We start from the raw sequence: 26,650 nt of genomic DNA, 5'->3' as shown, positions 1-26,650 counted from the left end.
CATATTTTGTGGGATCAGGAGGGCAACTTGCCGTCCAGGCGATTTTTAAAGCAATTTTGGAGGCGATTTTCGTTTGCCTTGCTCCTTGGCGGTGGATGCTGAAGGGATTTATAAGCGTGATGCTACAGGTAACCTCGCATTTAGAAACGTCCAATAGCCCCGTCTGGATGCGCCAGCGGGGATGAATCGGGGTAACAGTTTGTCCAGCCAATCCAATGTATCCATTGGCGTTGGGTTCATCATGGTGGGGTAAAGGTGGAGCATATCCGTGTCGTCCCCCTGGGCTACGAGTTTCCCAGCAACCCATAGTGCTGCATCCGCTGCGCGGCGCAGATGTCTTGCCCACCAGCGTTTCAACGTACGGCGGCTATAACACACGGCAGGAGTTGTTGTGCTTTCTGTCGTCTGCCGCCAAGAGAATCCCTTGTGCTTGCGCTTTAATGCCGCTTCTCGCACCCAAGTCGCATACCGGGCCCATGGAATCAGGAACTCCGGCAGGAGGGAGATTGTTATTCTACAGGTAGGACAATATCGACGGTAGATCGGGATCTGGATGACCTCATGCTTCGTCACAATTCCTCGCCAATAACGACCGTGTTTATGGAGAAGCCGACCGCAGTTTTCACAGCAGAGCTGGACGTCAGGAGATTGATTTCCGAATGTGCGTAAATAAGCCTTGCAAGAAAGGCCGAAATAAAGTATTTTTGACATGATGAAGTGAATGCTCCCGGGGATCCTCGCCAAAGGTTCGGGAGCATTTTCCTTTTTAATCGACAATAGCCTAATCCACCGTCATTGTACAGAAGGGATTAGGCTATTGTCGGCTGTTTATTCGGTTTGGCTCCGCCACACCGAATGGCGAATTCATGCCTTTTTCCCGCCATAAAGTCAGGCGGCGAACAAACGGGGATCATATAGTTTTTCAACTGTATTTCCCAGTGTAGCATCTACAAGATCACAGAAATCATTATCGATTGATCCTGCAGCTAATGTCCATATAAATTCATCATATCCCTGTTGCTTTCTTATATATTGCATTACCTTTTGATTTGCATCATATACGTTACCGTTTGTTCTATTAATTGCTAGCTGATAAATCTCATCAATATATCCAAAAAAAATTTGGTTTTCTAGTTCTGGATCGAATGGAAGTTCAGATTCATCTTCTACTGAATCTGCGCACAGATCTCTCCCAGAGTATATATTCTTATCGATTTCGATTTGTCCTGCGTCACTACCAATAGTGATCGTCGCGATTTGGTCTATAGCCCAGTTGAATGGAAGCGGGTAACCTAAATTGCCACTAAAACCTGAAGACATATCACTAACAAAACTTGTAACAGCAAGGCCAAGGTCGGATACACGGCTGCAGACATTCCGCGGTCCATAGATCCCAATTTTGTATTTTCCACCACCTAATTGCATCGTATTATTAAGCGCCCGGAAATATGGAATAATATGGCTCGTCACTTGTCCGTCGAGACAATCAAAATCAACAGCAAAATATATGATAGTATTAGTTTTAAATCCATAACTCATTGCAGCGCTAGTTGCTGTGATAGCATCTTTTGCCCCTTGAAAAGTTGTAAAGTAGTTTACGTCATTACCGGAAGTTTGATAAATTGGAAAAACACGAAGCCCAGCTGCAAAGATGGTTTCCAACTCTCCCGGTTTGATGTTTTTCCAATCTCCAACAAGATACCTTCCGACATAGCGGTAGCCGCTATTATATAGGGTTCGCGCCCGCTCCGGCGTAATGGTTGTTACGCAATCACATGCTGTACCTGGTCGGTTTTTATCACCATAGCTAATAAATAGTGATGCAAATGTTTGTTTTCCTGCAATACCATCGGCCGTCAACTTACAAAACTCTTGGAAGGCCAACACTCGTTGCTTTACAGTTGCATCAAAGATGCCATTAAAGACAATGGGATCAAAATTGTTAAGATACAATCCATATTGCAACAAGTAAACCAATTTCGTCCGAGTGCTACCTTGAGAAACAGTTGGAATTAGAGAAAGGGTTTGCGGTCCCCATACTCCATCAGGTGCCGGATTATTTGTCTCAATTTGCAGTGCATAAATAAGGGCTCTAATTAGATTCTTCGACGTCAATCCGTCACATGGAATTAGCCCCAAATGTGGTCCATACACATGACTGTAATCGTCGTTTAGGTTTTGTTGAATAGTCCGGATATTTGCATCCCCGAGGTTAACAAATGCATCCATGGAGAGAAGTGCCTTAAAAATCATTGGTGTTGTAATTCCATCCGGATTCGATAAACCGGCATCAGATTGTAAATTTGAAATGGCTGTCTTTGTACCGTTACCATAAGTACCTGTAAAACCTGTTGGGTCGTATCCTTTGCAGAACAATGCACCTTGAACAATTTTAACAAGGTTTCCTGATTCAGATGATGTAGAAAGAGTTGGACATGCATTCATTGTCTGTGGCCCGAAACTGCCGTCAACTGGTGAGATTCCTAGTTCGATTTGGAGGGCCATGGTTAAGCCACGGATGGTTCCCCACCCCGTAATACCATCCTCGTCAATAGGAGTAAACCCAGACACCGTTTCATACGTATCGTTTAGCCACTCTTGCACCGCCAGTACCATTTCATCCATTTCAATCATCTCCTCAGATATAATTATAAAATATGTTATATATGCCCAATTATTGGATCTGTGTGGTATGGGGCAAATGAATTTTAATGAGATGTAAATTGGTTTATGTTATTGTCTCGTCATGTTTCGTTCGGTTAAAAACCGTTGGAAGGAAGAGCGCGCACGCTGAACCATCTTCCGTACTCGTGCATTATATCCGCTTTCTCCAAATGCTTGAGCCAACTCTTTTTTACTTGCTCCATATTCTATTAAACAGATGATTTTCGCGTGCTGGGTGTTCATTCTCCTCAAGTCTTCGCGCAAATTTCGTAATTCAACAAGCTCTAAATAGGCCTCCTCTGCAGAAGGGCTTGAAGGAAGGACAACGTCCCGAAGGAGTGGCCCATCTTCATCCTCGCTTACTTTTCGATCAAGGGAGTCCCACTGTGCTTTATGGTAACGAACACCGTCAAATTCAATCTCTTTCGAATTTTTTGTTCTATAACTCCGCCAAACGTCGGCTTCTCTCAGTCGAATGAAGCTCATGTACCTGGGAATAAAATCACCCTTCTGACTTTCATAACCCAATGTTGCTTGATATAGAGCCAGTCCAAAATAAGATTCAAAATCCTCAGTAGGTATTGTGAGGCTAGTTCTAGCGGCTCTCCTGCTGGCTCTCATGGCCATAAAGTGAAGAAATGAATAAACTTCAAAGAACAAATCACGAAACTTATCAGGGCTTTTGGTCTGGACGTATTCCATTGCTAGCATGTTCACAGAGTCCTCATTTACCTTGATTCCCATATTTTTTTACCACCCACCCATTTATATGGTAATATATATGTCGTAAGGGAATATGCGTTCGTGACATTGGCGAAAATAAACATGTTGTAAAAAATACGCAACATGTAAGAGGTAAAATTGAACAGTGCTTTGCACTCTTATTCAACTTCACTTTATTTTTACAACTTAGGAACTGTAGCAAATTAAACTACCTATTTCTAGGTGAAATCGTGTAATTCCATTCTCCATGAAAGTCATTTTTTTCTAGGTTTACTTGGGCCAGTTCTTCATCCGTTACTTTGATTCCTTTTGGGTACGCTGTTGTGTCCAACTCGGCCTGTACCTTCAGCCCGGTTGTTGTCGTCGTGGACGCAATCAGATTGACAATGACCTCGTGGCTGGTTAGCGGCTTTCCCCGCCAATTCTGGGTGATGCATGAAAACAGACGATGCTCAATCTTGTTCCATTTGCTCGTCCCCGGTGGAAAGTGGCAGACCGATAGGGACAACCCCGTTTCGTCCGACAACGTCTGCAACTCCGTCTTCCACAGCCGTACACGAGAGCCGTTGCTTCCGCCTCCATCCGCTGTGATCAGGAGCTTCGTGGCGTTTGGATAGGTAGCTTGACCCATCGCCGTCCACCAACGGCGGATGCTTTCTACCGCAAAAGCTGCCGTATCGTGATCCGTGCCTACGCTCACCCATCCGGCATTCGCGCTGAGATCATAGACGCCGTATGGATTGACTTTTCCGAGCTCGGGGATTTGAAAATCATGAACGCGTACCTTCTCCGGGCTGCCTTTGGGTTGCCATTCGACACCGCCGTTTTTGAAGTCGCCGACCAACTCTTTTTTCTTGGTATCCACGGAGATCACCGGCTCTCCTTCGTTTTGGAAGGCCTGCACCTGATCGTGAATATGCTGAAATTGCGCATCACGGTCTTCATGACGACCGCCTTCTTCTGTTTTTCGATTGGCCTGCAGACTGTAGCCGAGCTCGTGTAATAGCGTGGCTACCATCTTGTTGTCGGTCTTGTGCCCCATTTCATTCAAGGCGGCAGCGAGTTTACGCGTACTCTTGTTCGTCCAGCGCAGAGGCGAGTCGGGTTCACCTCGGGTAGCGGGATCAATCAACTTCTCCAGATCGCTCAGCAGCGTCGGATCCGTATCCACCGTTCGCTTCCGACCCCCACCCGATTTCCGAATCCGTTCAGGGTCGATCTGCTCCGGGTTCTTCAATTCCCGAATGCCCGCTTGGATGACTTTATGACTGATTCCCAATTCTCGTTCGACGAATGCGATCCCTCCACGACCATAAGCGAGGGCTTCAGTTGCCGCAAATAATCGTCTCTGACGTTCATTCAGAAAGGGGCTCAATTGTTCGTAACGTTGCTTCAACGTATTCTGCATGAGAGGATTCCTCCTTCGGGTTGGAGGCCGTTCTCCTGCCAAGCCGTTGTTTCTACCAGTCTACCAGATTTCGCTACATCGCGCTTTCTTCATTTCCAGCCTTATGTGTAATTTATTAGGGTGTTTATTTCGCTACAGTCCCTTAAGAGAAAGCAAACGACACGAAACAGGTTCGGAGGCCAGCGTGGACAAATTAACAAATTTTATTAATGAAATTACTAAGCAGTTTTTTTGAAGGGTTAGTTAAGCAACACGAGACCATTACAAGACAATATTGAGGGACGAGTAAAACAGTATGCATCAATTGCTGAAGATGTAAGCAATATTAAAATAGAAATCTTAGAAGATAAAATAGATTCCTCTAGGGATGCATAAATTATGTTTTGATGAGGGAATGTGTTGATCCCTTTAAGTATACCATATTAAAAAATAACAAAATAGGATAATACGCCCAATTGTGAAGCTATTATAGCAGCTGGCAGCGTCATTTAATAGTTTACATCCAAGGCAATTTGAATGCCCAAATTAATTTTGAGCGAATAATTCGATAATTTATTTTCATTTAATGGTTTTTCTCCAATATAACCTCATTACCACAGCTTGTAATTAGATGCTCCTAAGATGCAACTTACTCCCAGATAACAAAGTCTAATTAAAAGGTATAAGTAAAAGGAGGGGTACTTTATGAAACCACGAATAATATGGGCGTCACTTATTGCCCTAACTATTGTTACTGCTGTAATATCCATCTATTTAATAAGTAGTAATAATACTATACAGTCAGCTCCAAATGAAGATTATGCAACCATTGTTCAAAAAGAAGTTCAAACGCAAACGGAAATCGATGAGTTGATTTCGAGCATGGATGATAATCTAACTGTTTTAGTTGGAGATGGTACTGATTTTTTTACAACAGAAATACTTGCGGATACATACTGGCAGGAGTTTATTGAAAATGCTTCATTTGATGAAGAAGATTTAGAAAATGCAATTTCAATAAATCAGATGAAAATCATAAATGATGATCTTCAAAATATAAAGAAACTCATTCATATTGCCAAAGCTAAGCGTGATGTCCAATCAATAGTATATGCTTATTATATTTTGAATGACTTAAACCACTGGGTGTTTAATCCTGAATTAGAGACAGATAAGTACTTCGCAGCAACGGAAACTCTGCAACTATATGATGACAAAAGTATGGTAAACAAAATTAAAACATACATTGGCAAAAACAATTAATAGTTGCGAAGAACCAATTTTCATAATTCTTTTATAAGATTAGAGGGACGGAAATTTAAGAACCCGATTTCCAAAACTGTCTAGACGGTTTTGGGTTCTTTTTTGGTGGTCCAAGAGCGAAAAATGTCTAAGGCAACCTAATAAAGCATGTAGTTTAAGAGGTTGAGTGCCCCTCCCCTTCTGTCAGAATAGTTGTCGTGCCCCCAAAATGAATATATAGTGGGGAGAAACGAGGACGAGGTGGAGAACATTGAATCCCGTAACCAAAGAATTCAAGCAGTGCATAGTACAGCGTATGATGCCTCCATCGCGAGATCAAAGTGAGCATGAAGTATTGGCGGCTAAAGAACCAGGCCAGGGAAAAGCTCCGCAGTGAAGAAGGGTATGCCCTGGCCGTAAGGCGTATGATCGAGCCGGAACCTGTGTTTGGCGATATGAAGAACAACCGAGGCTTTAAAAGGTTCCTGCTTCGAGGCTTACCCAAAGTAAGTCTGGAGGTCGGGTGGCTTTCGCTTGCCCACAATCTGCTCAATAAAGCAGTGGTGGACGCCAAAAACGAAGGAGCTAAGCGACAACAGGCCGCTTAGCTCCTTCGTTTATTCCGAATGCCGTCCTATTTTGCTGCTGAAGGTGTCCCAGAGTTTACTTTTGGGACACCCTCTTTTAAGTTAAAACGTATTAATAGAATACTGGTGAGGGTATTTTGTATAATCAATATCTGCATACCAGTCACCCACAAATTCAGTATAAATATTGCCGACTTTTTTACCCCAAACCCGGATAAATCGTTGATTGTTGGGAATGCTGGCGTTAAAATCGCCTCTAGAATAACCGTATCCAGGAGCAAAGACAATTTGTTCGTTCAAATTAATTACTTGGCTCCCGGTTCCTGCGCCGGTATAACAAGTAACACTACTTCGTAGACTGTATACGGAACCAAATGCTCCGTTAAGCGGCATCGAACAGTAGGCGGAACCGTAAGTCTTGCAATTAAAGTAGTTCAGTCTGTAGCAAGTAACTGTAGTCGTCCCTTCACCGGGTCGGCTAAACGAAACTTGATAGCCATAGTCGGTATTGACAGGATAAGCTCGAGCTTCTCTCCATACACCGTCAGTTCCGAATGTATGGAAACGAGGAGCAGTCCCATTCAAATCGAGAAACAAAAGGTGACCTTTACGAACCGGTACATTGAATCCACCCGCTTGGCCTGGAACCGAAGCTACATATTGCGTTAGCCGAACTTCCTCAGTATCTCCAAGAATACTCCCGGGATTAAAAACATAAACCCACATTTTGCAACACCTCGGTATTTAATTTATTGTAGTTACGGTGACGCGCCCCCGTTCTTACAACACTCTATGTCGTTATTGATTATTATTTTGTGATCGTATTCCACAATTTTTTTATACTATGCTCAACAGTAATCATCAGACTTAAAAACCAACACTTTAGAACAGAGGTGGTTATTCCTTTCAGTAATATAAATTCTTGCGAAAGGCAGAGCAAACCTATAAATACATGGGTACCGGAAGTAGCGGTCATGCTCCGTTGTCTGAACGGATAATCAGAGTGAGCTTCACCAAGAAGTTGGAATCGCCGAGTGTAGTGGTTCCGGCCGTTTGACAGAGGGACATCAAACTTAGGAGTAGGGATAGAATGATTCAAGAACATTATGAATTGTATATAACTCCCTAACTTGCAACTGCTGAGGATTTATAACGGAGGGAATCAATGCGCAACTACGACAAATGCGCAATTGCTTTTTTGCTTTTAAACTAGGTCATGATTTAACTTGTCGACTTCTTTACGATTCCGGCCACGCGAATATCCGGAAATGGAAACATAGGATTAGTACCTTCGGTTGTCGGGTATATTTCGTTCCTTGGTTTCGGATGGTGCTATCCCCGCCGGTTTGTCATGGCAGCAAGGAAGTTAAAAAAATTAAGCTCATCCTTGTCCTGTCCATTTTCGCCGCGATCTGGTCAGTGTATTTCGACTAGGGATTTTGACCGCTGTTCTGTCTTTTCTTCATCTGTTCGCTCTAAGGGATGAAAAGGGCGCCAGAGAAGTAGACGAACGCCAAACTTACCTCGCCTCGTCGACGCCTTCAAGCTCCGGCAGTCCCGCCTTCCGGCGCTGTTCGATGATGTACTGAACGTACCACTCGGGATTCTCGGTGCTTCGCCGGATATTACGGATCGTGTTCAGCCAAACTTCGTTCCAGCTCATGCCGTCGGACATTTTGTGGCCTCGCAGTTCCATTTCAATGTTCGAATCGTAGGCGGATGCGGCTCCGACCCGCCTGTTTGGCGTATCGAGCAAAATGATGTTCCCATGGGCATCCCGTCTCACGTCCGCATCCTTCTTGGAGGCAGCCAAAATTCCGGCAAACGCCAGAAACAGGATGCCCATAGCCGCAACCGCAAGCGCAATCCATACCCACACGCCCATCCCGCACCTCCGCAAAACCGGCCAATATTTCGAATCCTTATGGCCATTATACAAAATTCAACTTTCCGGGAAAACGCGCCTGAAGCCGCCGGTACGCTTCGACCGAGCCGATCCGGTTCAGCGATTCATATCCGTCAACTCCGATCTCCAGCAGCATCCATTCGGTTTTGGGTCCGATGTTCTTCAAATTCAGCTTTTTGGCGGTATTTTTCGTCATTCCGTAACCTCCTTGTAGACGGGCGTCAGCTCCGCAATGATGCTGCGGATTTGTTCCCGCACCGGCTCCGGGCGCATGACGCGGGCATCCGAACCCAACGAGATGAAAAAAGCCGCCGCCCATTCAACGTAGGATTCGCTCATCTTCCGGACAATCCGTCCCGTTCCATCGTCCATGACCTGAAGTCCGCTCTCCAGCCATGCGTCGGATTGGCAGCGAAGCACCCCGCGGCGGGTAAGCGCCACCTCGAGATCCAATTGAGGTTCGTCTTCTTGCGGTCCGAGCCAACGGTCAAGGGGCGAATCAACTTGCGTTTGCAAACGGGCAACCGTCTCCCGTTCCGCCGGTTCGATCGCGGCCGGGCGAACGGAGACAAAGCGATCGGCACGAAACACGCGAATTCGGCCGCTTTTGGCGTCCAAAGCCGGACAGTACCAGAGACCGTTCATCGCATACAAACCCAACGGCAGCATCCTGCGCGTTCGTACCCCGCGTTCCGATTCATAGACCGTCTCCAGAAGCGTTCGATCCAGCGCAGCGTCCAGCAGGCCCCGGAGAAAAGGCGTCCGCTCTCTTAAAACCTGGTACCCGCCATTAACGCCGTATTCGACGAACAAAGGCACTCCCATCGTCTCCAAATCCTGCATATTGCGAATGATCGTCCGCTTCGAAACGCCGAATTCCTCGGCGAGCTGCTTCGCCCAGCGGCTCTCGACGACGTAGGCTCTGCCTTCCTTGACGGCGGGGAGGTTTTTCCATACCGGTCCTTGGATGAGCTCCTCGGTTGCCTTCTTGGCTTCATCGGTATTGCTCTGGTACACCAGGAAAACGCGGTCGCCGACATAGTCCGGCAGTGTCTCCAGAGGGATGGCCGCCCACAGTTCGTTCGGCTTGTCCGCGAACAGCTCGGCCACCTTCGGCGGTACCCCGAAGCCGAACGCTTCGTACAGCGTCGGCCCGAGCCGCTGCTTGTTGTACACGTAAAACTGATTGTTGGAGCGGAGAATGAAGGCCGATGTAGGAGCGAACCGCCGCTTCGCCGGCTGCCGGGGTTGCCGATTCCGTCGCGGCCGGCGACGAAGCCACGGACGCGGCCGGGGAGGAGGAAGGCGACGGGGAAGCGGCGTTATGGCCTGTGCCGCAGGCGGACAGCCGCGCTGCCGACAGCAGGACAATCAGAAAAGGGATGAGCGGCTTTCTTGGAAACGGGAAGGACATCGGGCGAATCTCTCCTTGCGATGATAATCGTTCTCAAATGAGTCGATTAACATCTTACCCTCGGAGGCGGCGGGGCGCAATGGACGTTTTCTCAGTTTTGGATAGACAGATTTTGAGGATGCGGCCATCTCGCATGGCATCCCCCGCACCCGCCGCCCCAATGCGATCGGCTTTGACGGGCGCGGCTTGAGCCTGCCTGCTCCTTGTCCTTACTCCGACACAACCAGCGCGTTGCCGATCGGACGGCCCGGCTTCGTCACGTACTTGCCGTCGTAATACAGACCGCTGGAGGCGCCGCCGTCGAGGTTCATCGCCTGCAGGGCGCCGGCCTGCCTCATGATCTCGGCCAGCTGGGGAATGGTCGCGCCCGGCACCGTCGCCAGAACGAGCCGATGGTCGCGCGTGACGCCGATCGCGGTTCGCGCGCCGCCGCCGGTCAATATTTTCGGATCCTTGAAACCTTCGTCCTCTACGTTCAGCTCCACCTTGCCGTCCCGTACGAGGCGAGGCCCGGCCTGCAGCGCTCCCTCAACGTCGCCCCGTCCGAACCGCTCCGGGAAGTCCGCTCCGTTCACGAACTCCACGTTGTCGTTCGCGTCGAACAGAAAGACCGTCCGCTTGTCCCCGGACGCCTTCCAGACGATGTCCCCGCCGCTCGCGACGTAGCCGTACGGGTTTTTCAAGGCGGAATCCGTATACGCATCGAAAAACGTGCCGTTCACGGCGGCGGTCCCGCCCACCCGGTTTGCGATGGCCTTCAGCTCCTCCGTCTTGCCGACTTCGCCGCCCGCGAGCGCGACGGACAGATCGACTCGTGGAGCGAGCAGCGAGACGTAGAGCAGCTCGGCTTCGATCGTCCGTGACCCGACGCGGAAGGAGCGGGTCTGCCGCTCGAACGGCTCCCGGACGGCTGCCTTGGAGCCCCGTTCGATGATCGGCAGCTTCGCGACTCCGTTTTCTCGCCGCAGCTCGACCGAGGCGAGCGACGAGTTCCACTTGGCGTTCATTCCCAGCGCCTCGGCAACGAAGCGGAGCGGCACGTAGGCGACGCCTTCGTCCGTAAAGGGCGACGCGCTCAGCTCCCGCTTCTCGCCGTTGACCTCCGCGGTTTTCCGGCTGACGCCCAGCTTCACCTGCACGTCGTCCCGTACGATCGTCACCTGCTTGGCGGTGCCGTCCCATGCGACCGACGCCCCGCTCTGCTCGCTGAAAAACCGGATCGGCACGAACGTCTGGCCGGACGCCGGATCCAGATAACCGTACGTTTTCGCCTTGGCCTCCGCCGCTGCCGGCGAAACGGCCGCCATCGTCAACAGGGCTGCCGTGACAGCCGCCAGCCCAACCTTTCTTATCCTCATTTCGCGATCTCCTTATGACTACTTTTCCTTATTTATCGGTCGGAAGATCGGCTGGGTGAACCCCTATTTAATCGCCAGCACCTGCCCCTGCGTCATGTCGGCGAGTTGCCGGGGCGTCAATTCGAAGACGGCTTTCGGGTGACCCGCGGCGGCCCACAACGTCTCGAACCGGAACAAATCCTCGTCGATCAGCGTCCGAACCGGCTCCGTATGTCCCAGCGGCGCAACTCCGCCAATGACAAACCCGGTCCGCTCGCGGACGAAATCGGCGTCGGCTTTGCCGAGCGTCTCCCGCACCGCCTCGGAAACCCGCTTCTCGTTGACGCGGTTGACTCCGCTGGCAACGACCAATAAGGGCTTATCCGACTCCTTCATCCGGAAAATAATCGATTTGGCGATCTGCGCGACGTCGCAGCCGATCGCGTCGGCGGCTTCCTGAGCCGTGCGGGCGCTGTCCGGCAGGACGACGACCCGGTTGGGGTGCCCGAGCCGCTGCAGCAAGTCCTGCACCCGCTGCGCGCTTTCGTTCAGCATGGAATTCATGGCGTACGTTCCTCCTTGGTCATGGTCATGGTCATGGTCATGGTCATGGTCATGGTCATGGTCATGGTCATGGTCGTGGCGGCGGCTTCATCCCTGCCGTTCGGCATAGTGCATGGTGACGTGCAGGATCGTTTTTTCCCCGGAAGGGTTCTCATAGCGATGCGGCACATGGCCGGCGAACCGGATGGACTGGCCTTCGCCCAGCGTATAGGTCCGATCCTGGATCTCGATCCGGAAGTCGCCGGACGTCACCGTAATGTACTCGTGAACGCCCTCGTTATGCGGGGAAGAAAGATAGCTGCCTCCGGGATCGAGAACGATCGTGAACATTTCGAAGCGGGTTTGCGGGTCGAACGGGAACAGCAAGTACAGCTTGCATTTCCCGTTGTCCTCGGTGATGTCGGGCTCGTCCTTGGGCGTCACGACGGACACCGACGTTTCGTCGTCCTTGAGAAAATCGGAGAATGAAGCATGCAGCCCGGTCGCGATTTTCCAGACGGTCGTCACCGTCGGCTGAATGTCTCCGCGTTCAATCTGGTGAAGCATGCTCTTGCTCACCTTCGTCAGTTGAGCCGCTCTGTCCAGGCTGAGCCCTTTTTGTTTCCGGATCTTTTGCAGGTTGTGCCCGATGCGGATATGGATGGGATCCATGGGAAAAAATCGCCCCTTTTGTTCATTATAGTATACGATTATATCGATATACAATACATAAGGACGGTCCTGTACCCGGCCGCCTCGGCGGAACGGCCCGACCGGCTGGGGCCGTATGCGCTGGAGCTGGCGAGGGGCGCCGAACCGGCGGAAGGCCGGTTCCCCCTTGCGATCCTCTCGCACGGCACGGGCGGCTCGCCGCTCGTCTACCGGACGCTGGCCCGGCACTTGGCGCGCAACGGCTTCGTCGTCGGCATGCCGGAGCACCCGTACAATAATCGGAACGATAACAGCCTGGAAGGGACGGCCCGCAATCTCGCGTATCGGCCGAGGCATCTCCGGATGGCGATCGATTGGGTTTTCGGGCAGGACGCGTTCCGCGGGAAGCTTGTGCCGGATGCCGCGTCCGTCATCGGGCATTCGATGGGAGGGTACACGGCGCTTGCGGCGGCGGGCGGCTTGCCAAGGGCTTTCCCGCATGAAACGCCGGACGGTACGCCGCAGGCGATCGAGGTAACGCCCGATCCCCGAATCCGGTCGCTGGTGCTGCTGGCCCCGGCATCCGTCTGGTTTCGCGATGAGGGGGCGCTGCGGGCGGTGGACCTTCCCATTCTCATGCTGGATGCGGAGCGGGACCCGTATACGCCCCCTTTTCACGCGCAAATTGTCGTTAATGGGGTAGCCGATCCCCGCAAAGTTCATTACCGGACGATCGAAAACGCGGGCCATTTTTCCTTTCTGAGTCCTTTTCCGGAATCCATGGCCGTCCCCGGGTTTCTTCCGGCCCAGGATCCTCCCGGTTTTGACCGGGAACGGTTCCATGAACGGCTTCAGGCCGAAGTGCTGGCGTTTCTTGCCGCCCAGTACGAATAGCAGCAGGCCGGCCGGATCCCGATCCGTAAACAAGCCCTCGTCAAGAGCGGCTTTTTTCATTTGCGGGACGGTTTTTCGTGTAAAATAAATAGAGCCTTGTACATGGAAAAGCCGATCCTGCACGGGCGGCGCTGATCCGCTTGAATAGCGAAGTCGGCCTGCGCCGGCAGGCTTCGGCTTCGCTTAGTTTTTCCCGCGTTGTCTCCGATGCCTGGCGAATTCGATGTACTCCCGGATGAAGCTCCGCTCTTCGTCGGTCAGATCGGCGTCGCTGCAATCCGATTGCAATTTTTCGCCAAAAAAATAAGCGGGACTCCCCTCCTTCAGCTCGTAAGACGGCTCGCCTTCCGCCAGCAGCCAGTCGACGCTGACCCCCAAAAACTTCGAAATCTCGATCAGCGCAATTGCGCCGGGCGCCGACTTTCCCCGTTTCCAGTCGCCCAGATTGCCCGTGCTCACGCCGGTTTGTGCGGCGAGCTCGCTTTTCTTGATGCCGCGTTTTTCAAGCACGTACTCGATGCGCCTTGCGATCCGCATCCCGTGCGCGTTCAATTTTTCGCTCATCTATCACACCTCGAAGCCGCAGATATAAATCGCCTAATTTGGCGCATTTTCGACAAAAAATGATTGAAAATAGGCGCATATGCGTCTATAATGAAAGATATGCAATCCGATTGCATGTAAATTATAGCACATTCCGATCTTGATGATGGAATATGGGGGGAAGCTTGTGCAGCGAAAGCAACCCATTAGCAGCTTCGGTTGGGCCATCAAGAGAAAACTGGCGGAAATGCAAGTCAACCAAAAGACGTTTTGCCAGCGGCACGGCATTCCGGAATACGGCCTTTCGCGGCTCATCGGCGGAAAAGGGAACAAGTACCGGGCCAAGGTGGCGGAGCTTCTGAATCTGGATGCCGAAGAGTGAAGAGAACGGACACGTTACGATGCGGGAGGTTGCCGTGCAGCAGGAAGAGTATGCGCCACTAAAACGAGTCGATATCGTCAATTTGAAGCTGATCAGGGAAAAGAGCATTCTGGCTCTGTCCAAGATCGAATCCCCGGAAGAAGCCCACCGTCTGTTCCGCCGGTTTATCGGCTCGGAGTCGGACCGGGAGCTGTTCGTGCTGCTTTGCCTCGACATCAAAAATCGGCCGACCGCGCTTCAGGTCATTGCCATCGGCACCCTCGACAGCATGCTGATCCATCCGAGGGAAGTGTACAAAACGGCGATTCTGGCCAACGCCGCCTCCATCATTTGCGCCCACTGGCATCCGAGCGGAGATCCGGACCCGAGCCCGGAGGACGTGAAGGTGACGCACCGGCTCGCCCAGGCCGGGGAGCTGTTGGGCATCCAGCTGCTCGATCATCTGATTCTCGGGGCGGACGACGATTACTTGAGCTTGCGGGAATACGGCGTCATGAAGACGGTCCCGCTTTTTCGGGGCGGGTTTTGATTTATAGGTTAACCAGTACGTTTTCACGGTGAATGAAGACGTATTTTTTGTCTACTCCTCCAATTGGCCAATTCGGAAGTTGCCTCATTCGTAAACATAAACGAACGGCAGATGGCGGAGGTATGCACGAAAATACTGTTAACGGAATCGCCTGACGAGGCTATTCTGTATGAAAAATCGTACAAAAGTCACCGCGTAAGCCGTAAATGAAGGGTTTTTGTATGAAATATCATACAAAACTGTTTGCGGAACTTCCTGACGGAAGCGGGTCCTCATCGTTGGCAATTGAAAGCAGGTTCGGGCCTGCTTGAGACGCTTGCGCTTGACGGTCCGGAATGATTTCTCCTTGACTGCCGCCTTGGGGATGAGTTTATGATGGTTTCGAGGTGATCGCGATGCTGATTCACGAAGTATGCCAAAAATGCTCGCTTACCAAGAAGGCGGTAGAATATTACGAAAAGCAGGGACTCTTGCATCCGGAGGTCGGAGATAGCGGGTACCGGAATTATCGCGATGAGGAGGTGTCCCTGCTGAAGGAAATCGCCGTCCTCCGGAAATTGGGGCTGGGCGTTTCGGAGATAAAAGACGTGCTTGCAAGCGAGAACAAGCCGTTAACCTTATCCAAATACGAATACCTGACGGATTTAAAAAAGCAGAGAATAAGCGAACAACAAAAAGGAATCGAGCAGTTAATCCGAAATTATAATATCGATAAAGCAATGGAAGAAATTCGGACCGGTCTGGACCGCATGCTTGCCCTTAAGGAAAAACTGGCGCTGTCTTTTCCGGGCTCGTACGGCACGTTCCTGTCGATCCATTTCGGCCGGTTTTTGGACGGGAAAGCGGAAACCGCCGAACAAGAAAAAGCATACGCCGAAATCGTCGATTTCCTCGACAACCTGAAGATCCCGGATGAACTCGAAAGGGATTTGGAGCATGTTTCGCTCATGCGGACCGAGGACATCGATCACATAACCGGCACGCTGCACAACGCCGTCGAAAATCCCGAAGGCTACATGACCGACAATCGAAAGAACATGGAAGAGTACATGAAGTTCCTGTCTTCGGATGCGTTTAAGACGACTCCGGCATACAAGCTGCGGCAGGCATTGTCGGAATTCCGGAAAAGCAGCGGTTATGACGAGGTGTTGATCGCCAATATGAAAACGTTGAGCCCGTCTTATCGCGCGTATGCGGAAAAACTCCAAAAGGCCAACGAGCTGTGGATGGAGAGGACAAAGGAAAGGGGCCCGGCATGAAGAGCATATTGTTCAAGTACCTGAACCGGCACACGACGCTTGCCGAGGTGGAGCAGCGGGCGATCGTGGACGCCATCCGGGTCGAGGAATATCCGAAAGGGACGGTGCTCCTCCGGCAAGGGGACATTCCCGACACCTGTTTTTTCGTACTGAAGGGTTGCATCCGGCAGCATTCGGTCGACGAAGCGGGCAAAGAGGTCACTTCTAACTTTTATACGGAAGAGCAGGCGATCGCGGTTTTTAATCACCATAAATCCGATAAATCTTCCGAGTATACCTTTACGTGCCTGGAGGATTGCGTACTGGTCGTCGGACCTCTGGAAACCGAGCGGGACATGTACGCCCGATTCGATCAGCTGGAAGCGAGGAAGAAAAGCATGGCCCAGGTGAACGGCGATATAGCCGACCGAAGCCAGCCCCAGCGACCACACCGTTTCGAACGCTTCCAGAAAAAGCATGACGAGACAAACCGGAGGGCCGGCATTTCCAGACGGCCTGCGGGAAATGGTATAATGGCAGCAATGGAAGTTCGAGGGGGAGGCCTGAACGCATGAGCGAAGAGCTCTTGGACAAGCTGGAACAATGGCACGAGGAAGAAGAATACGAGAAAATCGTGGAAGCCGTCACGGAAATTCCGGCGAAAAGCCGGGGCTATGCGCTGACCAGCCACCTGGGCCGGGCGCTGAACAATCTGGAACGCTATGAAGAAGCGGTCAAGCAGTTCCTGTCGGTGAAAAGAGAGGGCAAGGAGGACCCGCTGTGGCATTACCGCATCGGGCTCGCCTATTATTATTTGGAACGGTACGAAGACGCCAGGAAAGCGTTTGAAACGGCCGACCGGCTGGAGCCCGGGGACGAGGACACGCTGGAGTTTTTGGGCTGGATCGAAAGCAAGCTCCCCAAGAAGCCCGCGAAAGCGCCCAAGGCCGAAGCGAAAGCCGATATCGGCATCGATTTGAAGGACTTCTGGGAGGAAGGCGGGCGGGCGAACGACTATAGCTCCGAATGGCCGAGCGACGAACTGATCGCTTCCGTGGAAGAAGAACTGGTGTTCAGGCTGCCAACTTTTTACGTGCGGATGATGAAGGCACAGAACGGGGGCGTTCCCCGCAACCGGTTTTATCCGCTGGGCGAATCGGACTCCGGGACCGACGGCTTTATCGAGATTTCGGGAATTTCGGGAATCGGGCGGAAGAAGAAGCGCTCGCTGTGCGGGGATTTGGGCAGCCGGGCCACGATCGAAAACGGAGGCTACCCCGAAATCGGCGTGGTCATTTGCGATTGTCCTTCCGAGGCCGGCGTGGTGATGCTGGACTACCGCGACTGCGGCAACGACGGGGAGCCCGAGATTGTCTACGTCGATAAAGAGAACGGGTACCGAATTACAAGACTCGCCCCGAATTTCGAGGCCTTCGTTCGGGGGCTCGTGAACGTTTCCTAAAAGGTGCGAAAAGAGCGCCGTTCGGGCACGGGCGATAGGAACGATCGTACGGGCCACGCTTCAAAAGAGGGATTAGCTGCTTTTCGAAGCGGCAAACAACCAGCTATTTCCGTTGTTCGAGCGATGAACGGAAGCTTTGCCGATAAGGAGTCCGTCCCGATTGAGGGGCGGGCTTTTTATTGCTGGATAGGCCCGATATATGCTTTATTTTTTCCCAATGATAGAATCGCCCGTGATGCAACGAATTACCCTGTAGGCGCCAATGATCAGCGCAAGGAGGGAAAGCGTTTGTGGACATAACCGAGGAAAACGTGGTGCGGCACATCCGGGACCGGAACGAAAAGGCCATCGCGTTTCTCATTCAATGCTATGGGGGCTTGCTCGTGTCGATCATCAAGCGCTACGTGCCTTATGACCGCCGGGATTGCGAGGAGTGTCTGGATGACGTGCTCCTGGCCGTCTGGAACCAAATCGATGCCTTCGATCCCGAAAAAAACACGTTCAAACAATGGATCGCCGCCATCGCCAAATTCCGCGCTATCGACAGCTATCGGAAAGCGAGGAAGCATCGGGAGCCGTTGACGGATGCGGAATTGGCCGAGACGCTGCCCGGCCGGCAGCCGCTTTGCGACCGGCAGGACGTGGACGAAGTGCTGGCCCATCTGACGGCCGGGGAGAGAATGATTTTCGAGAAATATTACCTGGAGGGAGTCCCCTCTCGCGAACTGGCCCGGCAGCTCGACGTGAAGGAATCGTGGATCCACAACAAGCTGTCGCGCGGCCGCCAAAAGCTTAGACGGATTTTCACTTCAAGAAACGGGGTGTGACGGCATGTCCATCTATCGGGAGTTGAACGAACTGCGGCTGGACGTCTCGCAGTTCGAGGAATCGGCTCTGACCGAGGAGGAGCAAAAGCGGTGGGAGCATCGCGTACTTCGGAAGCTGCGGAAACCCGAACGGGCAAAATCGGGGAAATGGGTCGGCATGGCGTCCGCCTTCTTGCTGGCTATGGGGCTGATCGTGCCCCTTAATCCTGCGACGATCGCGAACGTGCCCTTCGTGGCGGGGCTTATCGAGCGCTTTTTGGATCAAAACGAGCTTCTCGATTATTCGGCCTATAAAACGCAAATCGGCCAAACGGCGCAAAACGCCTACGGCAAGCTGACCCTGAACGAGGTTCTGGTCGATAACGACAACCTGCTCATCAGCTCGACGTACGAGCCGGCGGCGGGGGTTTCGTTCGATTACCGAACCTACCTCATTCCGCGCGTTCTTGTCAACGGTGAAGATCTCGTTCGTACGCGAAGAGGACAGTCCATCGAAGTCAACGACCGCATGTATACGATTTACGGCGATATCGAATTGCGGGATTTGCCGGATGACGAGCATCTTCGGGTGACCCTTGCTTACGACACGTTCGATCTTCGGAAGCCGATCGAGGAGCCTTGGGTCTTCGACATTTCGGTCCCGACAAGCCGGTTGGCGCAGGACACGACGACGATCGAGCTGAACAAGACCGTCAGGCTTCAGAACGGGCAAAAGGTGACGGTGTCAAAGGTCGTGTCGACGCCCGTCTCGACGATGGTCTACTATGACGTTACGGAGGCGTCGGAGGCCGTCCATTTTAAGATCGTATCGGCGGACGGCGAGGAGCTGACGTACCGGGAGGCTTACGTATCCGACGAGGCCGGGGAGATCTCCTATGGCCGATACGCTCCGATCGATCTCCGGAAGGAGAAATACAGGCTCGTCCCGTATGACGGATTCGACCGGACGGGAGAGGAGTTAAGCGAGGGAATCCCTCTTCCTTAGATCGGGAAGGAGTCGAGCCGAGGGGATGCTGATCGAAGGCGAGGGGAAAGCGACTGCCTGCAGTGGATTTTGTCCAACGAGGAAGCGCCTTTTGGCCGATTCGGCCGGCTGCAGTGGATTTTATCCAACGAAAAAGCCGGGTATTCTCCAAATGGAGCCAAATCGCTTGATTCCGTTGGATAAAATCCAGCGTAGCGGGGGCGGATCGCTTTTTGGCGGCTCTTCGTTGGACGTTTTCCAACGTAGGCTTAAGGGCGAGGCGACGCGCACCCATAACCGTCAGTTCCGCAAGCGAGCAATTCGTTCCGTTTTTGTTCGCGAACGCTCTTTTTTTGAACAGAAGGCTTTCCCCGTTCGTTTAACGTACAAAGCGCGAATATTTTGCCGATTGAGCGCGCTTTCCGTGCTTTCTATACTTGAAGTGGCAGGAACCTGTCATAGCCGACTATAGAAAGGATGACGAACATGGGTAGACTTTCGGGAAAAGTAGCGATTATTACGGGAGCGGCTAGCGGCATGGGCTTGGCCGGCGTGCAGTTGTTCGCCAAAGAAGGCGCGAAGGTTGTCGCGACGGACGTAGCCGTCGAAGCGCTGCAACAACGCGTGAACGAAATCGTGGCAAACGGCGGAGAGGCGATCGCGTTAAGGCTCGACGTCTCCAGCCCGGAGTCCTGGAACTCCGTCGTGGAGGAAACCGTCGCGAAATACGGAAAAATCGACATCCTGATCAACAACGCGGGCATCCATATCGCCAAAGGCGTTCTGGACGCGGACGTCCCCGACTGGAATAAGGTCATGGACATCAACACGACCGGCGTATGGCTGGGCATGAAAGCCGTCATCCCGCACATGCAGAAGAACGGCAAAGGCTCGATCGTCAATACGTCGTCCATCGCGGCGATCATCGGCGGCATGGCCGACGCGCAAGGCGCCGCCTACAGCGCATCGAAAGGCGCCGTCCGTTCGCTCACGAAGCATACGGCGCAATGGTTCGCCAAAGACAACATTCGCGTCAACTCCGTTCATCCGGGCGCCGTATTTACCGGCATGGTCGAAAAGGCCGGCATCAAATCGCAGGCCGAGATGGGCGAGCATTATAAAAACCACGCGCCGCTGCCTCCGCATGCCGGAGAGCCGATGGACATCGCCAACGCTTATCTGTTCCTGGCTTCGGACGAATCCAAGTTCATCACCGGCATCGAGCTGCCCGTCGACGGCGGCTGGATCAGCAACTGATCCGGGGGATCCCGTTCAGAATTTGTTCAAACCTCCTGATTACAATAGGCTAGGCGATTTCGACTATGAATCAGGAGGAGAACATGAACACATCCGTTAAAAAGTATGCCGCCGAATTCATCGGGACGTTCGTGCTCGTGCTGTTCGGCTGCGGCAGCGCCGCGACGGCGGGGGACAACCTGGGCAATCTGGGCATCGCCCTCGCGTTCGGCCTGTCCATCGTGGCGATGGCTTACGCCATCGGTCCGGTTTCCGGCTGCCACATCAATCCGGCGGTTTCGCTCGCCATGCTGCTTAGCCGCAAGTTGTCCGGCGCCGACTTCATCGGCTACGTCGTCGCTCAGGTTGCCGGCGCCATCGCGGGAGCCGGCGTTCTGTTCGCGATCATCGACTCCACGGGAGCCGCCGTCACCAGCCTCGGGCAGAACGGGTTCGGCGAAGGCTACGGGATCGGCATTCCGACGGGGATGGCCGTCGTCGTCGAGATCGTATTGACCTTCGTCTTCATTTACGCAATTTTGGGCGTGACCTCCTCCGCCAGCAACGGAGCCGTAGCCGGTCTGGTCATCGGCCTGACGCTGGCCTTCGTCCATATCCTCGGCATCGGCCTGACGGGAACCTCCGTCAACCCGGCCCGGAGCTTCGGCCCGGCGCTGCTGCTCGGCGGGCAGGCGCTGGAAGGCGCTTCAGGCGGGCACCTATACGGTGACGGTGACGGCGAAGTCGGACAATCCGGCGTATACGGATTCGGAAGCCTCGGAACCGGAGACGTATACGGTACCTGAACCGGCGACTCCGCTGGCGAAGCCGGTAGTCGACTTGACCGGCGACGATCTGACATGGGAAGCCGTTACCAATGCGGACAAGTACGAAGTGGCGATCGAACTTGAGGATGGCACGAGCCGGACAGTCGAAGTAACAGGAACGTCCGTTGACCTGTCGACGCTGGATCCGGCGCTTCAGCCGGGCACCTATACGGTGACGGTGACGGCGAAGTCGGACAATCCGGCGTATACGGATTCGGAAGCCTCGGAACCGGAGACGTATACGGTACCTGAACCGGCGACTCCGCTGGCGAAGCCGGTAGTTGACTTGACCGGCGACGATCTGACATGGGAAGCCGTTGCCAATGCGGACAAATATGAAGTAACGATTGAATTTGAAGATGGCACGACCCGGACAGTCGAAGTTACGACGGGAACGTCCGTTGACCTGTCGACGCTGGATCCGGCGCTTCAGCCGGGCACCTATACGGTGACGGTGACGGCGAAGTCGGACAATCCGGCGTATACGGATTCGGAAGCCTCGGAACCGGAGACGTATACCGTAGACCAGCCGACCGAGCCAGCCGTTGACAAGACGGCTCTGAAAGCAAAAGTAACCGAGATCAACGAAGAGAACTTGCAAGCAGAGGGTTATACGCAGGAGAGTTGGCAAGCGCTGCAAGACGCGATGGAAGCTGCACAGACGGTGCTGAACAACGAAGACGCAACGCAAGCGGAAGTCGATGCAGCCCTGGAAGCCCTGACGGCGGCAAGAGAAGCGCTGGAAGAAGTCGTCCAAACGCCGGTCGTCGACAAGTCGGCACTGCAAGCCGAAGCAGACCGTGCAGATGATCTGAACGAAGCGGAGTACACGACCGCAAGCTGGACGAACTACCAGGCGAAGCTGACGGAAGCGCAAGCGGTGCTAAACAACGAAGGCGCGACCCAAGCGGAAGTCGACGCGGCCCTTGCTGCCCTGCAGGCAGCCCGCCAAGCCTTGACGCTGAAAAGCGGACTTGTAGCGATCGTCCCGTCGACGGGAACGATCGAGCCGAGCGTAGCAGCCGGCGTGTACGACTACGCGATGAGCGTGGACTACAGCGTATCGGAGCTTCAATTTACGCTGACGGCCGCTCATCCGGAAGCGACGATCGCCGTCAACGGCAAGGCCGCAACGAGCGGACAAGCCGGCGATCCGATCGCGCTGAACGTAGGCAGCAATGTCGTGACGGTCGTCGTCAAAGAGAAGGACGGCAGCGAAAAAACGTACACGATCACCGTAACGCGTCAAGCGGCACCGGTCGTTTCGGTACCGTCGCCGTCGCCGAGCGTCGAGAAGATCACCGTTAACGTCGAAGCCAGCGGTCATGGCGTCGTCGCGCAAACGGAGATCGAGAGAACGACGAACACGGACGGCACGAAGAGCGATAAAGTGACGTTTACGACGAACAAAGCTATCGAAGCCGTGGACAAAACGCTGGCCGCAAACGCGCCGGCGGTCCGCATCGTCATTCCGGACCAACAGGACGTCGTCAAGGACGTTCGCGTGGAATTGCCGGATGCGGCGCTGAAAGCCGTACAAGACGCCGGACTAGATCTGGAGATTTACACCGATAACGGCATGATCACCATTCCGAACGCTTCGCTGGCCGGCATCAACCCGAATCTTTACTTCCACCTGGTGCCGATCAAGCAAGAGAGCGAGCGCAAGCAAGTGGAAGAGCGGGCGAGAACGGAACAGATCGTACGGCAAATCCTGAATAACGGAAACGTGTACGTTGTGGATCGCCCGATGACGATCGAAACGAACATGACGAGCCGTTCCGTCAACATCACGCTGCCGATGAACGACAGCCATGTGCCGGCTTCCCCGGCCGCAAGAGAAGCGTACCTGTCGAACCTCGTCATTTTCATCGAGCACAGCGACGGGGAACGGAAAGTCGTGAAGCCGGAAATCGGGGAATATGCCGAAGGCAAGCTGGGCTTGACCTTTACGATCGAGAAGTTCAGTACCTTCACGATTCTCAACCTGAACGACGGGGCGAACGGAACCCTGGGGAACGGAATCGAAGGAAGCTATCATAGCGCGTATATGATCGGGCTTCCGGACGGAACGTTCGGTCCGACGGTCGCGCTGACCCGGGCGCAAGTCGCCACGATTCTGTATCGCGTGCTGGATCTGCAGGCGGCAGACGCCACGATGAGCTATCCGGATGTCAAAGCGACGCATTGGGCAGCGGAAGCGATTCGTCAGGTGACGAAAGCCGGTCTCATGGAAGGCATGCCGGACGGCAGCTTCCAACCGGAGAAAGAGATTACCCGCGCGGAAATGGCGGTCATTATCGGGCGCTGGAAGGCGCTCGCGGGCGAGTCGGAGCACGGCTTCGCCGACGTCGGCGGTCATTGGGCGGAAGAGATGATCGGCAAGGTTTACCAAGCCGGTTACATGGAAGGCATGCCGGACGGCAGCTTCCAGCCGAACAAGGTTCTGACCCGCGCCGAAGGCGTCACCGTGTTCAACCGGGTGCTGGAGAGAGGGCCGCTGTACGGCGTAGAAGCCTCCTGGTCCGACGTTCCGGCCAGCCACTGGGCCTTCCATCACATCGAGGAAGCGTCCAGAGACCACTACTTTACGAGCCGTCCGGAAGGCGGCGAAACGATCGTCGAGTAAGAAGGAGTTCGAAAAAAGGGTTGCCCCCGAAGGTCATGCGAATGACCGGGGGCAACCCTTCCTTTATGGTCGAACGCCGGCGTCGAGAGCCGGTTCCGGAATATTCGCGATAAGCGCATTGCCGAACTTTTCGATCTCGGCCAGTCCGTCCCTTACCCCGACTTGATCTTGCACAATTTTACGAATCGTATCCTCGTAGAAAGCCGAAAATTCCGCGTTAAACGCATCGGGCATTTCGCTCACGTTCATGTAACTGGCGATAGCGTCCAGATTCGCGTTCCGACCGTACAAGAAATGAAACGGATGGGCCGCGTCCGCAGCGGCCGAAGCATGCAGCGACGCGGACAAGGAGGCCTTCGTGCGTTCCAGCATTCGGGTCATTTTCTCGCCGGTCATATATTCGATCAGCTTGGCCGCGGTTTCCGCCTTTTCGCTGTCCTTGTAAACGGAGACGACTTGCTCCAGGTCGATCGCAGACCGCGTCCGGTCCGAGCCGGGCAACGGCATGACCCCCCACGCAAAGGGCAAATTTCGTTCCTCCAGCAATCGATAAAAGCCGTAATCCCCGAAGGTCATCGCGGCCTCCCCGTTCAGGAACGGATGATTTTCCCGGCTGTACGGCGTCTCCCACGCGTTCACCGTTTTCCCGGCATAAAGCGATTTGAGCAGCTCCGCAAATTCGGCCCAGCCGTCCGTGTTCATCGTCACTTTGCTTTTGTCGGGAGAGAGATAGGACAGGCCTTCGGAGACGCCGATATTGGTCAAAAACGAGCTTGGCTCGGGGCTCGGGGAATACAGCCCCAGGGTCCGACCGGCCGGGAACCGCATCGCCAGCCAGGCAAACTGCTCCCAATCCATTTGGTCGTCCGGCAACCGGATTCCGTAACGATCGAATAAATCCCGGTTATAAAAAAGGAAGCTCGAATTCATGGAAGCGGCAACCCCGTAAAGCTCGTCGCCCCCGTAAAACTTCAGCAGCTCGAAAACGCCCTTGTGCAAGCTTTCGAATACCCGGTCTCCCAACAGGCTTTTTAACGGAAACAGATCCCCGTTGGCCTGCAAGGTCTGGTACTGCATCCGGTTTAAAAACATAAGATCGGGTTTCTCGCTCGCAACCAGCCTGGCCAATTCCTGCTCCTGCTCCGGAGGGCTTCCGCTTGCATAAACTTGTTTCAGCGGGACAACCTCGAAACGAATTTGGGGAAACTCGTAGAGAAAATAGTTGCCATATCGGGAATAAAAGCTGTCGCTGTCCCAATCCAGCACTTTAAGCCGTTCGATTTCGACCGCTTGCCCCTGTCCCGTTCTCGTTCCCGCGCAGCCTGCAAGAAGAAAGGCGACCAACACGATCCATACATTAAGCGCTTTCATTCCATCAGCACCTTCCCGATATGGCTATATCCATTCTATGCTCCGGCCGGGACAACTTGTCTGAAACGATAGCAACGCGTACAGGAACAATGCCTCCCTTTATTATGACATAAATGGAAGAGGAATGAAATCCGAGCGGGGAGAGAAAAACACATTCGGCGGCGAAGAGCATGAACAAGAAAAAGAAAAGAGCCTCTTCCGCAGCTCGCAGGAAGAAGCTCGTTTTTCTCGGGAATGCCGGGCCGGCCGGTCAGGGAAGCACGTTGCCGGCGGCGCGGAAGATCTCGTACCATTCCTCGCGCGTCAGCCGAATATCGCTTGCCTTGATGCAGTCCTTCAGGCGATCGACATTCATCGTGCCGGTTACCGGCTGCATGTTCGCGGGGTGGCGCAGCAGCCAGGCCATCGCGATCGTCGTGTTGCTCACTTCGTACTTGGCGGCGATTTCGTCGATTTTCCGGTTCAGTTCCGGGAACTCCGGATTGTCGAGAAAAACGCCCTTGAAAAAGCCGTACTGGAACGGGGACCACGGCTGGACGGTGATGTCGTTCAGCCGGCAGTAGTCCAGCACGTAGCCGTCCCGGTTGACCGCCGACTCATTCTCCATGTTGACGTTGAAGCCGCTGGAGATCATCGTGGCGTTCGTAATGCTGAGCTGCAGCTGGTTGGCGACGATCGGCTGCTTGACCGACTTTTTGAGCAGCTGGATTTGCAGCGGGTTCTGGTTGGAAACGCCGAAATGGCGCACCTTGCCGGACGCTTCCAGCCGGTCGAACGCCTCGGCCACCTCGTCCGGCTCGACCAGCGCATCCGGGCGGTGCAGCAGCAGCACGTCCAGATACTCGGTTTTCAGCCGCTCCAAAATGCCGTCCACCGACTGCAGGATATGCTCCTTGGAAAAATCGAACATGCCCTGGCGGATGCCGCATTTGGATTGAAGAATGAGATTTTCGCGAACCGTCGCGTTCATCCCGACCGCCTCCGCGAAAATCTCCTCGCAACGGCCCGCGCCGTAGATGTCCGCATGATCGAAGAAGTTCGCGCCTTCGTCCAGCGCCGTTTTGACGAATCGTTCCGCTCCGGCTTTGTCCAGCGAATTGAGGCGCATGCAGCCGACCGCGACGACCGGTACCTCTAAAGAGCTTGTTCCCAACGGGATTGTTCTCATCGTCGATGTCCTCCCTGGTTCGTTTCGATAAAAAATGGGGCACGGTTCAATTGTAACGAATTCCGGAGGCGCCCGTAAGAACTGTAAAATTCATTACTTAATATCCCCGAGTTTACTAACTAACTT

The 26,650-nt window shown here is 53.4% G+C and carries 27 protein-coding genes and 1 pseudogene; 14 read left to right on the top strand and 14 right to left on the bottom strand.

The window, feature by feature from the left end:
• Positions 1–108: 108 nt before the first annotated feature.
• The 4 genes from JW799_RS29965 to JW799_RS06905 form a co-directional block, all read right to left on the bottom strand.
• The gene (locus JW799_RS29965; protein WP_420830677.1) at positions 109–711 is read right to left on the bottom strand and encodes a DUF6431 domain-containing protein; all 603 of its coding nucleotides are present in this window, start codon (positions 709–711) and stop codon (positions 109–111) included.
• Positions 712–888: 177 nt separating this feature from the next.
• The gene (locus JW799_RS06915) at positions 889–2,625 is read right to left on the bottom strand and encodes a glycoside hydrolase domain-containing protein (protein ID WP_205429207.1); all 1,737 of its coding nucleotides are present in this window, start codon (positions 2,623–2,625) and stop codon (positions 889–891) included.
• A 108-nt stretch (positions 2,626–2,733) separates the two neighbouring features.
• Complete coding sequence (locus tag JW799_RS06910) at positions 2,734–3,408, bottom strand: hypothetical protein (RefSeq protein WP_205429205.1); 675 nt, start codon at positions 3,406–3,408, stop codon at positions 2,734–2,736.
• A gap of 187 nt (positions 3,409–3,595) precedes the next feature.
• Positions 3,596–4,795 (bottom strand): ISAzo13 family transposase, encoded by a 1,200-nt coding sequence (locus tag JW799_RS06905; RefSeq protein WP_080835221.1) that lies wholly within the window; start codon positions 4,793–4,795, stop codon positions 3,596–3,598.
• Between the two features lie 684 nt (positions 4,796–5,479).
• On the opposite strand from JW799_RS06905, the gene JW799_RS06900 reads away from it, so the two are divergent.
• On the top strand, positions 5,480–6,037 hold the full coding sequence (locus JW799_RS06900) for a hypothetical protein (protein ID WP_080832309.1): 558 nt from the start codon (positions 5,480–5,482) through the stop codon (positions 6,035–6,037).
• Positions 6,038–6,345: 308 nt separating this feature from the next.
• Positions 6,346–6,624 (top strand): annotated as a pseudogene (locus JW799_RS06895) (transposase); the annotation flags it as partial.
• 81 nt (positions 6,625–6,705) lie between these two features.
• Here JW799_RS06895 and JW799_RS06890 read toward each other — a convergent pair.
• From JW799_RS06890 to JW799_RS06860, 7 genes are all read right to left on the bottom strand, one after another.
• Positions 6,706–7,329, bottom strand: a complete 624-nt coding sequence (locus JW799_RS06890; protein WP_139787057.1) for a hypothetical protein — start codon at positions 7,327–7,329, stop codon at positions 6,706–6,708.
• A gap of 793 nt (positions 7,330–8,122) precedes the next feature.
• On the bottom strand, positions 8,123–8,488 hold the full coding sequence (locus JW799_RS06885; protein ID WP_080832305.1) for a hypothetical protein: 366 nt from the start codon (positions 8,486–8,488) through the stop codon (positions 8,123–8,125).
• A 46-nt stretch (positions 8,489–8,534) separates the two neighbouring features.
• A complete protein-coding gene (locus JW799_RS06880; RefSeq protein WP_205429202.1) occupies positions 8,535–8,705 on the bottom strand; it encodes a TfoX/Sxy family DNA transformation protein in 171 nt (56 codons plus the stop codon).
• Positions 8,702–9,685 carry a WYL domain-containing protein gene (locus tag JW799_RS29260; RefSeq protein ID WP_205429200.1) on the bottom strand — a complete coding sequence of 328 codons (984 nt, stop codon included), beginning with the start codon at positions 9,683–9,685 and terminating at the stop codon, positions 8,702–8,704. Before JW799_RS29260 ends, JW799_RS06880 begins: the two co-directional genes overlap by 4 nt.
• 447 nt (positions 9,686–10,132) lie before the next feature.
• Positions 10,133–11,281 carry a phosphodiester glycosidase family protein gene (locus JW799_RS06870; RefSeq protein WP_240353190.1) on the bottom strand — a complete coding sequence of 383 codons (1,149 nt, stop codon included), beginning with the start codon at positions 11,279–11,281 and terminating at the stop codon, positions 10,133–10,135.
• Positions 11,282–11,344: 63 nt separating this feature from the next.
• Positions 11,345–11,824 (bottom strand): YbaK/EbsC family protein, encoded by a 480-nt coding sequence (locus tag JW799_RS06865; RefSeq protein ID WP_205429199.1) that lies wholly within the window; start codon positions 11,822–11,824, stop codon positions 11,345–11,347.
• 87 nt (positions 11,825–11,911) lie between these two features.
• The gene (locus tag JW799_RS06860; RefSeq protein WP_205429198.1) at positions 11,912–12,475 is read right to left on the bottom strand and encodes a helix-turn-helix domain-containing protein; all 564 of its coding nucleotides are present in this window, start codon (positions 12,473–12,475) and stop codon (positions 11,912–11,914) included.
• Between JW799_RS06860 and JW799_RS06855 the strand changes: the two genes are divergently transcribed.
• Entirely contained in the window at positions 12,461–13,348 is an 888-nt protein-coding gene (locus JW799_RS06855; RefSeq protein WP_205429197.1) for an alpha/beta hydrolase family protein, read from the top strand. The genes JW799_RS06860 and JW799_RS06855 overlap by 15 nt on opposite strands.
• A gap of 183 nt (positions 13,349–13,531) precedes the next feature.
• Here the strand turns inward: JW799_RS06855 and JW799_RS06850 are convergent, their stop codons facing one another.
• Positions 13,532–13,912, bottom strand: a complete 381-nt coding sequence (locus tag JW799_RS06850) for a helix-turn-helix domain-containing protein (protein WP_240353188.1) — start codon at positions 13,910–13,912, stop codon at positions 13,532–13,534.
• A 226-nt stretch (positions 13,913–14,138) separates the two neighbouring features.
• Here JW799_RS06850 and JW799_RS29255 point away from each other — a divergent pair, with 226 nt between their 5' ends.
• The 11 genes from JW799_RS29255 (at position 14,139) to JW799_RS06795 (ending at position 23,985) form a co-directional block, all read left to right on the top strand.
• Complete coding sequence (locus JW799_RS29255) at positions 14,139–14,273, top strand: hypothetical protein (RefSeq protein WP_275901448.1); 135 nt, start codon at positions 14,139–14,141, stop codon at positions 14,271–14,273.
• Positions 14,260–14,802 carry a JAB domain-containing protein gene (locus JW799_RS06840; protein ID WP_080832294.1) on the top strand — a complete coding sequence of 181 codons (543 nt, stop codon included), beginning with the start codon at positions 14,260–14,262 and terminating at the stop codon, positions 14,800–14,802. Before JW799_RS29255 ends, JW799_RS06840 begins: the two co-directional genes overlap by 14 nt.
• A 395-nt stretch (positions 14,803–15,197) precedes the next feature.
• A complete protein-coding gene (locus tag JW799_RS06835) occupies positions 15,198–16,061 on the top strand; it encodes a MerR family transcriptional regulator (protein WP_205429196.1) in 864 nt (287 codons plus the stop codon).
• Positions 16,058–16,615: a Crp/Fnr family transcriptional regulator gene (locus JW799_RS06830; RefSeq protein WP_205429195.1), complete on the top strand. Its 558-nt coding sequence runs from the start codon at positions 16,058–16,060 to the stop codon at positions 16,613–16,615. The genes JW799_RS06835 and JW799_RS06830 overlap by 4 nt, the downstream gene beginning before the upstream one ends.
• Positions 16,612–17,502, top strand: coding sequence for an SMI1/KNR4 family protein (locus JW799_RS06825; protein ID WP_205429194.1), 891 nt, complete (start codon positions 16,612–16,614; stop codon positions 17,500–17,502). The genes JW799_RS06830 and JW799_RS06825 overlap by 4 nt, the downstream gene beginning before the upstream one ends.
• A gap of 290 nt (positions 17,503–17,792) precedes the next feature.
• On the top strand, positions 17,793–18,329 hold the full coding sequence (locus JW799_RS06820) for a sigma-70 family RNA polymerase sigma factor (protein ID WP_205429193.1): 537 nt from the start codon (positions 17,793–17,795) through the stop codon (positions 18,327–18,329).
• 4 nt (positions 18,330–18,333) lie between these two features.
• Positions 18,334–19,314 carry a DUF4179 domain-containing protein gene (locus tag JW799_RS06815; RefSeq protein WP_205429191.1) on the top strand — a complete coding sequence of 327 codons (981 nt, stop codon included), beginning with the start codon at positions 18,334–18,336 and terminating at the stop codon, positions 19,312–19,314.
• Between the two features lie 25 nt (positions 19,315–19,339).
• Positions 19,340–19,765, top strand: coding sequence for a hypothetical protein (locus JW799_RS06810; RefSeq protein WP_205429189.1), 426 nt, complete (start codon positions 19,340–19,342; stop codon positions 19,763–19,765).
• Between the two features lie 14 nt (positions 19,766–19,779).
• Positions 19,780–20,550 carry an SDR family NAD(P)-dependent oxidoreductase gene (locus JW799_RS06805; RefSeq protein ID WP_205429187.1) on the top strand — a complete coding sequence of 257 codons (771 nt, stop codon included), beginning with the start codon at positions 19,780–19,782 and terminating at the stop codon, positions 20,548–20,550.
• Positions 20,551–20,633: 83 nt separating this feature from the next.
• The gene (locus JW799_RS06800) at positions 20,634–21,335 is read left to right on the top strand and encodes an MIP/aquaporin family protein (RefSeq protein WP_205429184.1); all 702 of its coding nucleotides are present in this window, start codon (positions 20,634–20,636) and stop codon (positions 21,333–21,335) included.
• Positions 21,256–23,985, top strand: a complete 2,730-nt coding sequence (locus tag JW799_RS06795; protein ID WP_205429182.1) for an S-layer homology domain-containing protein — start codon at positions 21,256–21,258, stop codon at positions 23,983–23,985. Before JW799_RS06800 ends, JW799_RS06795 begins: the two co-directional genes overlap by 80 nt.
• Before the next feature lie 63 nt (positions 23,986–24,048).
• Here the strand turns inward: JW799_RS06795 and JW799_RS06790 are convergent, their stop codons facing one another.
• Both JW799_RS06790 and JW799_RS06785 read right to left on the bottom strand, forming a co-directional pair.
• Positions 24,049–25,356 carry an ABC transporter substrate-binding protein gene (locus JW799_RS06790; RefSeq protein ID WP_205429180.1) on the bottom strand — a complete coding sequence of 436 codons (1,308 nt, stop codon included), beginning with the start codon at positions 25,354–25,356 and terminating at the stop codon, positions 24,049–24,051.
• 250 nt (positions 25,357–25,606) lie between these two features.
• Positions 25,607–26,524 carry an aldo/keto reductase gene (locus JW799_RS06785; RefSeq protein ID WP_080832286.1) on the bottom strand — a complete coding sequence of 306 codons (918 nt, stop codon included), beginning with the start codon at positions 26,522–26,524 and terminating at the stop codon, positions 25,607–25,609.
• Between the last annotated feature and the right edge of the window lie 126 nt (positions 26,525–26,650).

This window comes from Cohnella algarum, assembly GCF_016937515.1.
GTDB lineage: Bacteria > Bacillota > Bacilli > Paenibacillales > Paenibacillaceae > Cohnella > Cohnella algarum.
The sequence above is the reverse complement of the archived record's forward strand: the minus strand, read 5'-3'. Positions and strand labels throughout refer to the sequence as shown.

Excerpts from the sequence above, each read along its gene's own strand:
- JW799_RS06790 (WP_205429180.1), bottom strand. The coding sequence starts at position 25,356 with ATGAAAGCGCTTAATGTATGGATCGTGTTGGTCGCCTTTCTTCTTGCA.
- JW799_RS06900 (WP_080832309.1), top strand. The coding sequence starts at position 5,480 with ATGAAACCACGAATAATATGGGCGTCACTTATTGCCCTAACTATTGTT.
- JW799_RS29255 (WP_275901448.1), top strand. The coding sequence starts at position 14,139 with ATGCAAGTCAACCAAAAGACGTTTTGCCAGCGGCACGGCATTCCGGAA.
- JW799_RS06825 (WP_205429194.1), top strand. The coding sequence starts at position 16,612 with ATGAGCGAAGAGCTCTTGGACAAGCTGGAACAATGGCACGAGGAAGAA.
- JW799_RS29965 (WP_420830677.1), bottom strand. The coding sequence starts at position 711 with ATGTCAAAAATACTTTATTTCGGCCTTTCTTGCAAGGCTTATTTACGC.
- JW799_RS06800 (WP_205429184.1), top strand. The coding sequence starts at position 20,634 with ATGAACACATCCGTTAAAAAGTATGCCGCCGAATTCATCGGGACGTTC.
- JW799_RS06885 (WP_080832305.1), bottom strand. The coding sequence starts at position 8,488 with ATGGGCGTGTGGGTATGGATTGCGCTTGCGGTTGCGGCTATGGGCATC.
- JW799_RS06890 (WP_139787057.1), bottom strand. The coding sequence starts at position 7,329 with ATGTGGGTTTATGTTTTTAATCCCGGGAGTATTCTTGGAGATACTGAG.
- JW799_RS06915 (WP_205429207.1), bottom strand. The coding sequence starts at position 2,625 with ATGGATGAAATGGTACTGGCGGTGCAAGAGTGGCTAAACGATACGTAT.
- JW799_RS06785 (WP_080832286.1), bottom strand. The coding sequence starts at position 26,524 with ATGAGAACAATCCCGTTGGGAACAAGCTCTTTAGAGGTACCGGTCGTC.
- JW799_RS06840 (WP_080832294.1), top strand. The coding sequence starts at position 14,260 with ATGCCGAAGAGTGAAGAGAACGGACACGTTACGATGCGGGAGGTTGCC.
- JW799_RS06805 (WP_205429187.1), top strand. The coding sequence starts at position 19,780 with ATGGGTAGACTTTCGGGAAAAGTAGCGATTATTACGGGAGCGGCTAGC.
- JW799_RS06830 (WP_205429195.1), top strand. The coding sequence starts at position 16,058 with ATGAAGAGCATATTGTTCAAGTACCTGAACCGGCACACGACGCTTGCC.
- JW799_RS06835 (WP_205429196.1), top strand. The coding sequence starts at position 15,198 with ATGCTGATTCACGAAGTATGCCAAAAATGCTCGCTTACCAAGAAGGCG.
- JW799_RS06855 (WP_205429197.1), top strand. The coding sequence starts at position 12,461 with ATGGATGGGATCCATGGGAAAAAATCGCCCCTTTTGTTCATTATAGTA.
- JW799_RS06810 (WP_205429189.1), top strand. The coding sequence starts at position 19,340 with ATGCTGATCGAAGGCGAGGGGAAAGCGACTGCCTGCAGTGGATTTTGT.
- JW799_RS06860 (WP_205429198.1), bottom strand. The coding sequence starts at position 12,475 with ATGGATCCCATCCATATCCGCATCGGGCACAACCTGCAAAAGATCCGG.
- JW799_RS06910 (WP_205429205.1), bottom strand. The coding sequence starts at position 3,408 with ATGGGAATCAAGGTAAATGAGGACTCTGTGAACATGCTAGCAATGGAA.
- JW799_RS06815 (WP_205429191.1), top strand. The coding sequence starts at position 18,334 with ATGTCCATCTATCGGGAGTTGAACGAACTGCGGCTGGACGTCTCGCAG.
- JW799_RS06870 (WP_240353190.1), bottom strand. The coding sequence starts at position 11,281 with ATGAGGATAAGAAAGGTTGGGCTGGCGGCTGTCACGGCAGCCCTGTTG.
- JW799_RS06905 (WP_080835221.1), bottom strand. The coding sequence starts at position 4,795 with ATGCAGAATACGTTGAAGCAACGTTACGAACAATTGAGCCCCTTTCTG.
- JW799_RS06865 (WP_205429199.1), bottom strand. The coding sequence starts at position 11,824 with ATGAATTCCATGCTGAACGAAAGCGCGCAGCGGGTGCAGGACTTGCTG.
- JW799_RS06880 (WP_205429202.1), bottom strand. The coding sequence starts at position 8,705 with ATGACGAAAAATACCGCCAAAAAGCTGAATTTGAAGAACATCGGACCC.
- JW799_RS06850 (WP_240353188.1), bottom strand. The coding sequence starts at position 13,912 with ATGAGCGAAAAATTGAACGCGCACGGGATGCGGATCGCAAGGCGCATC.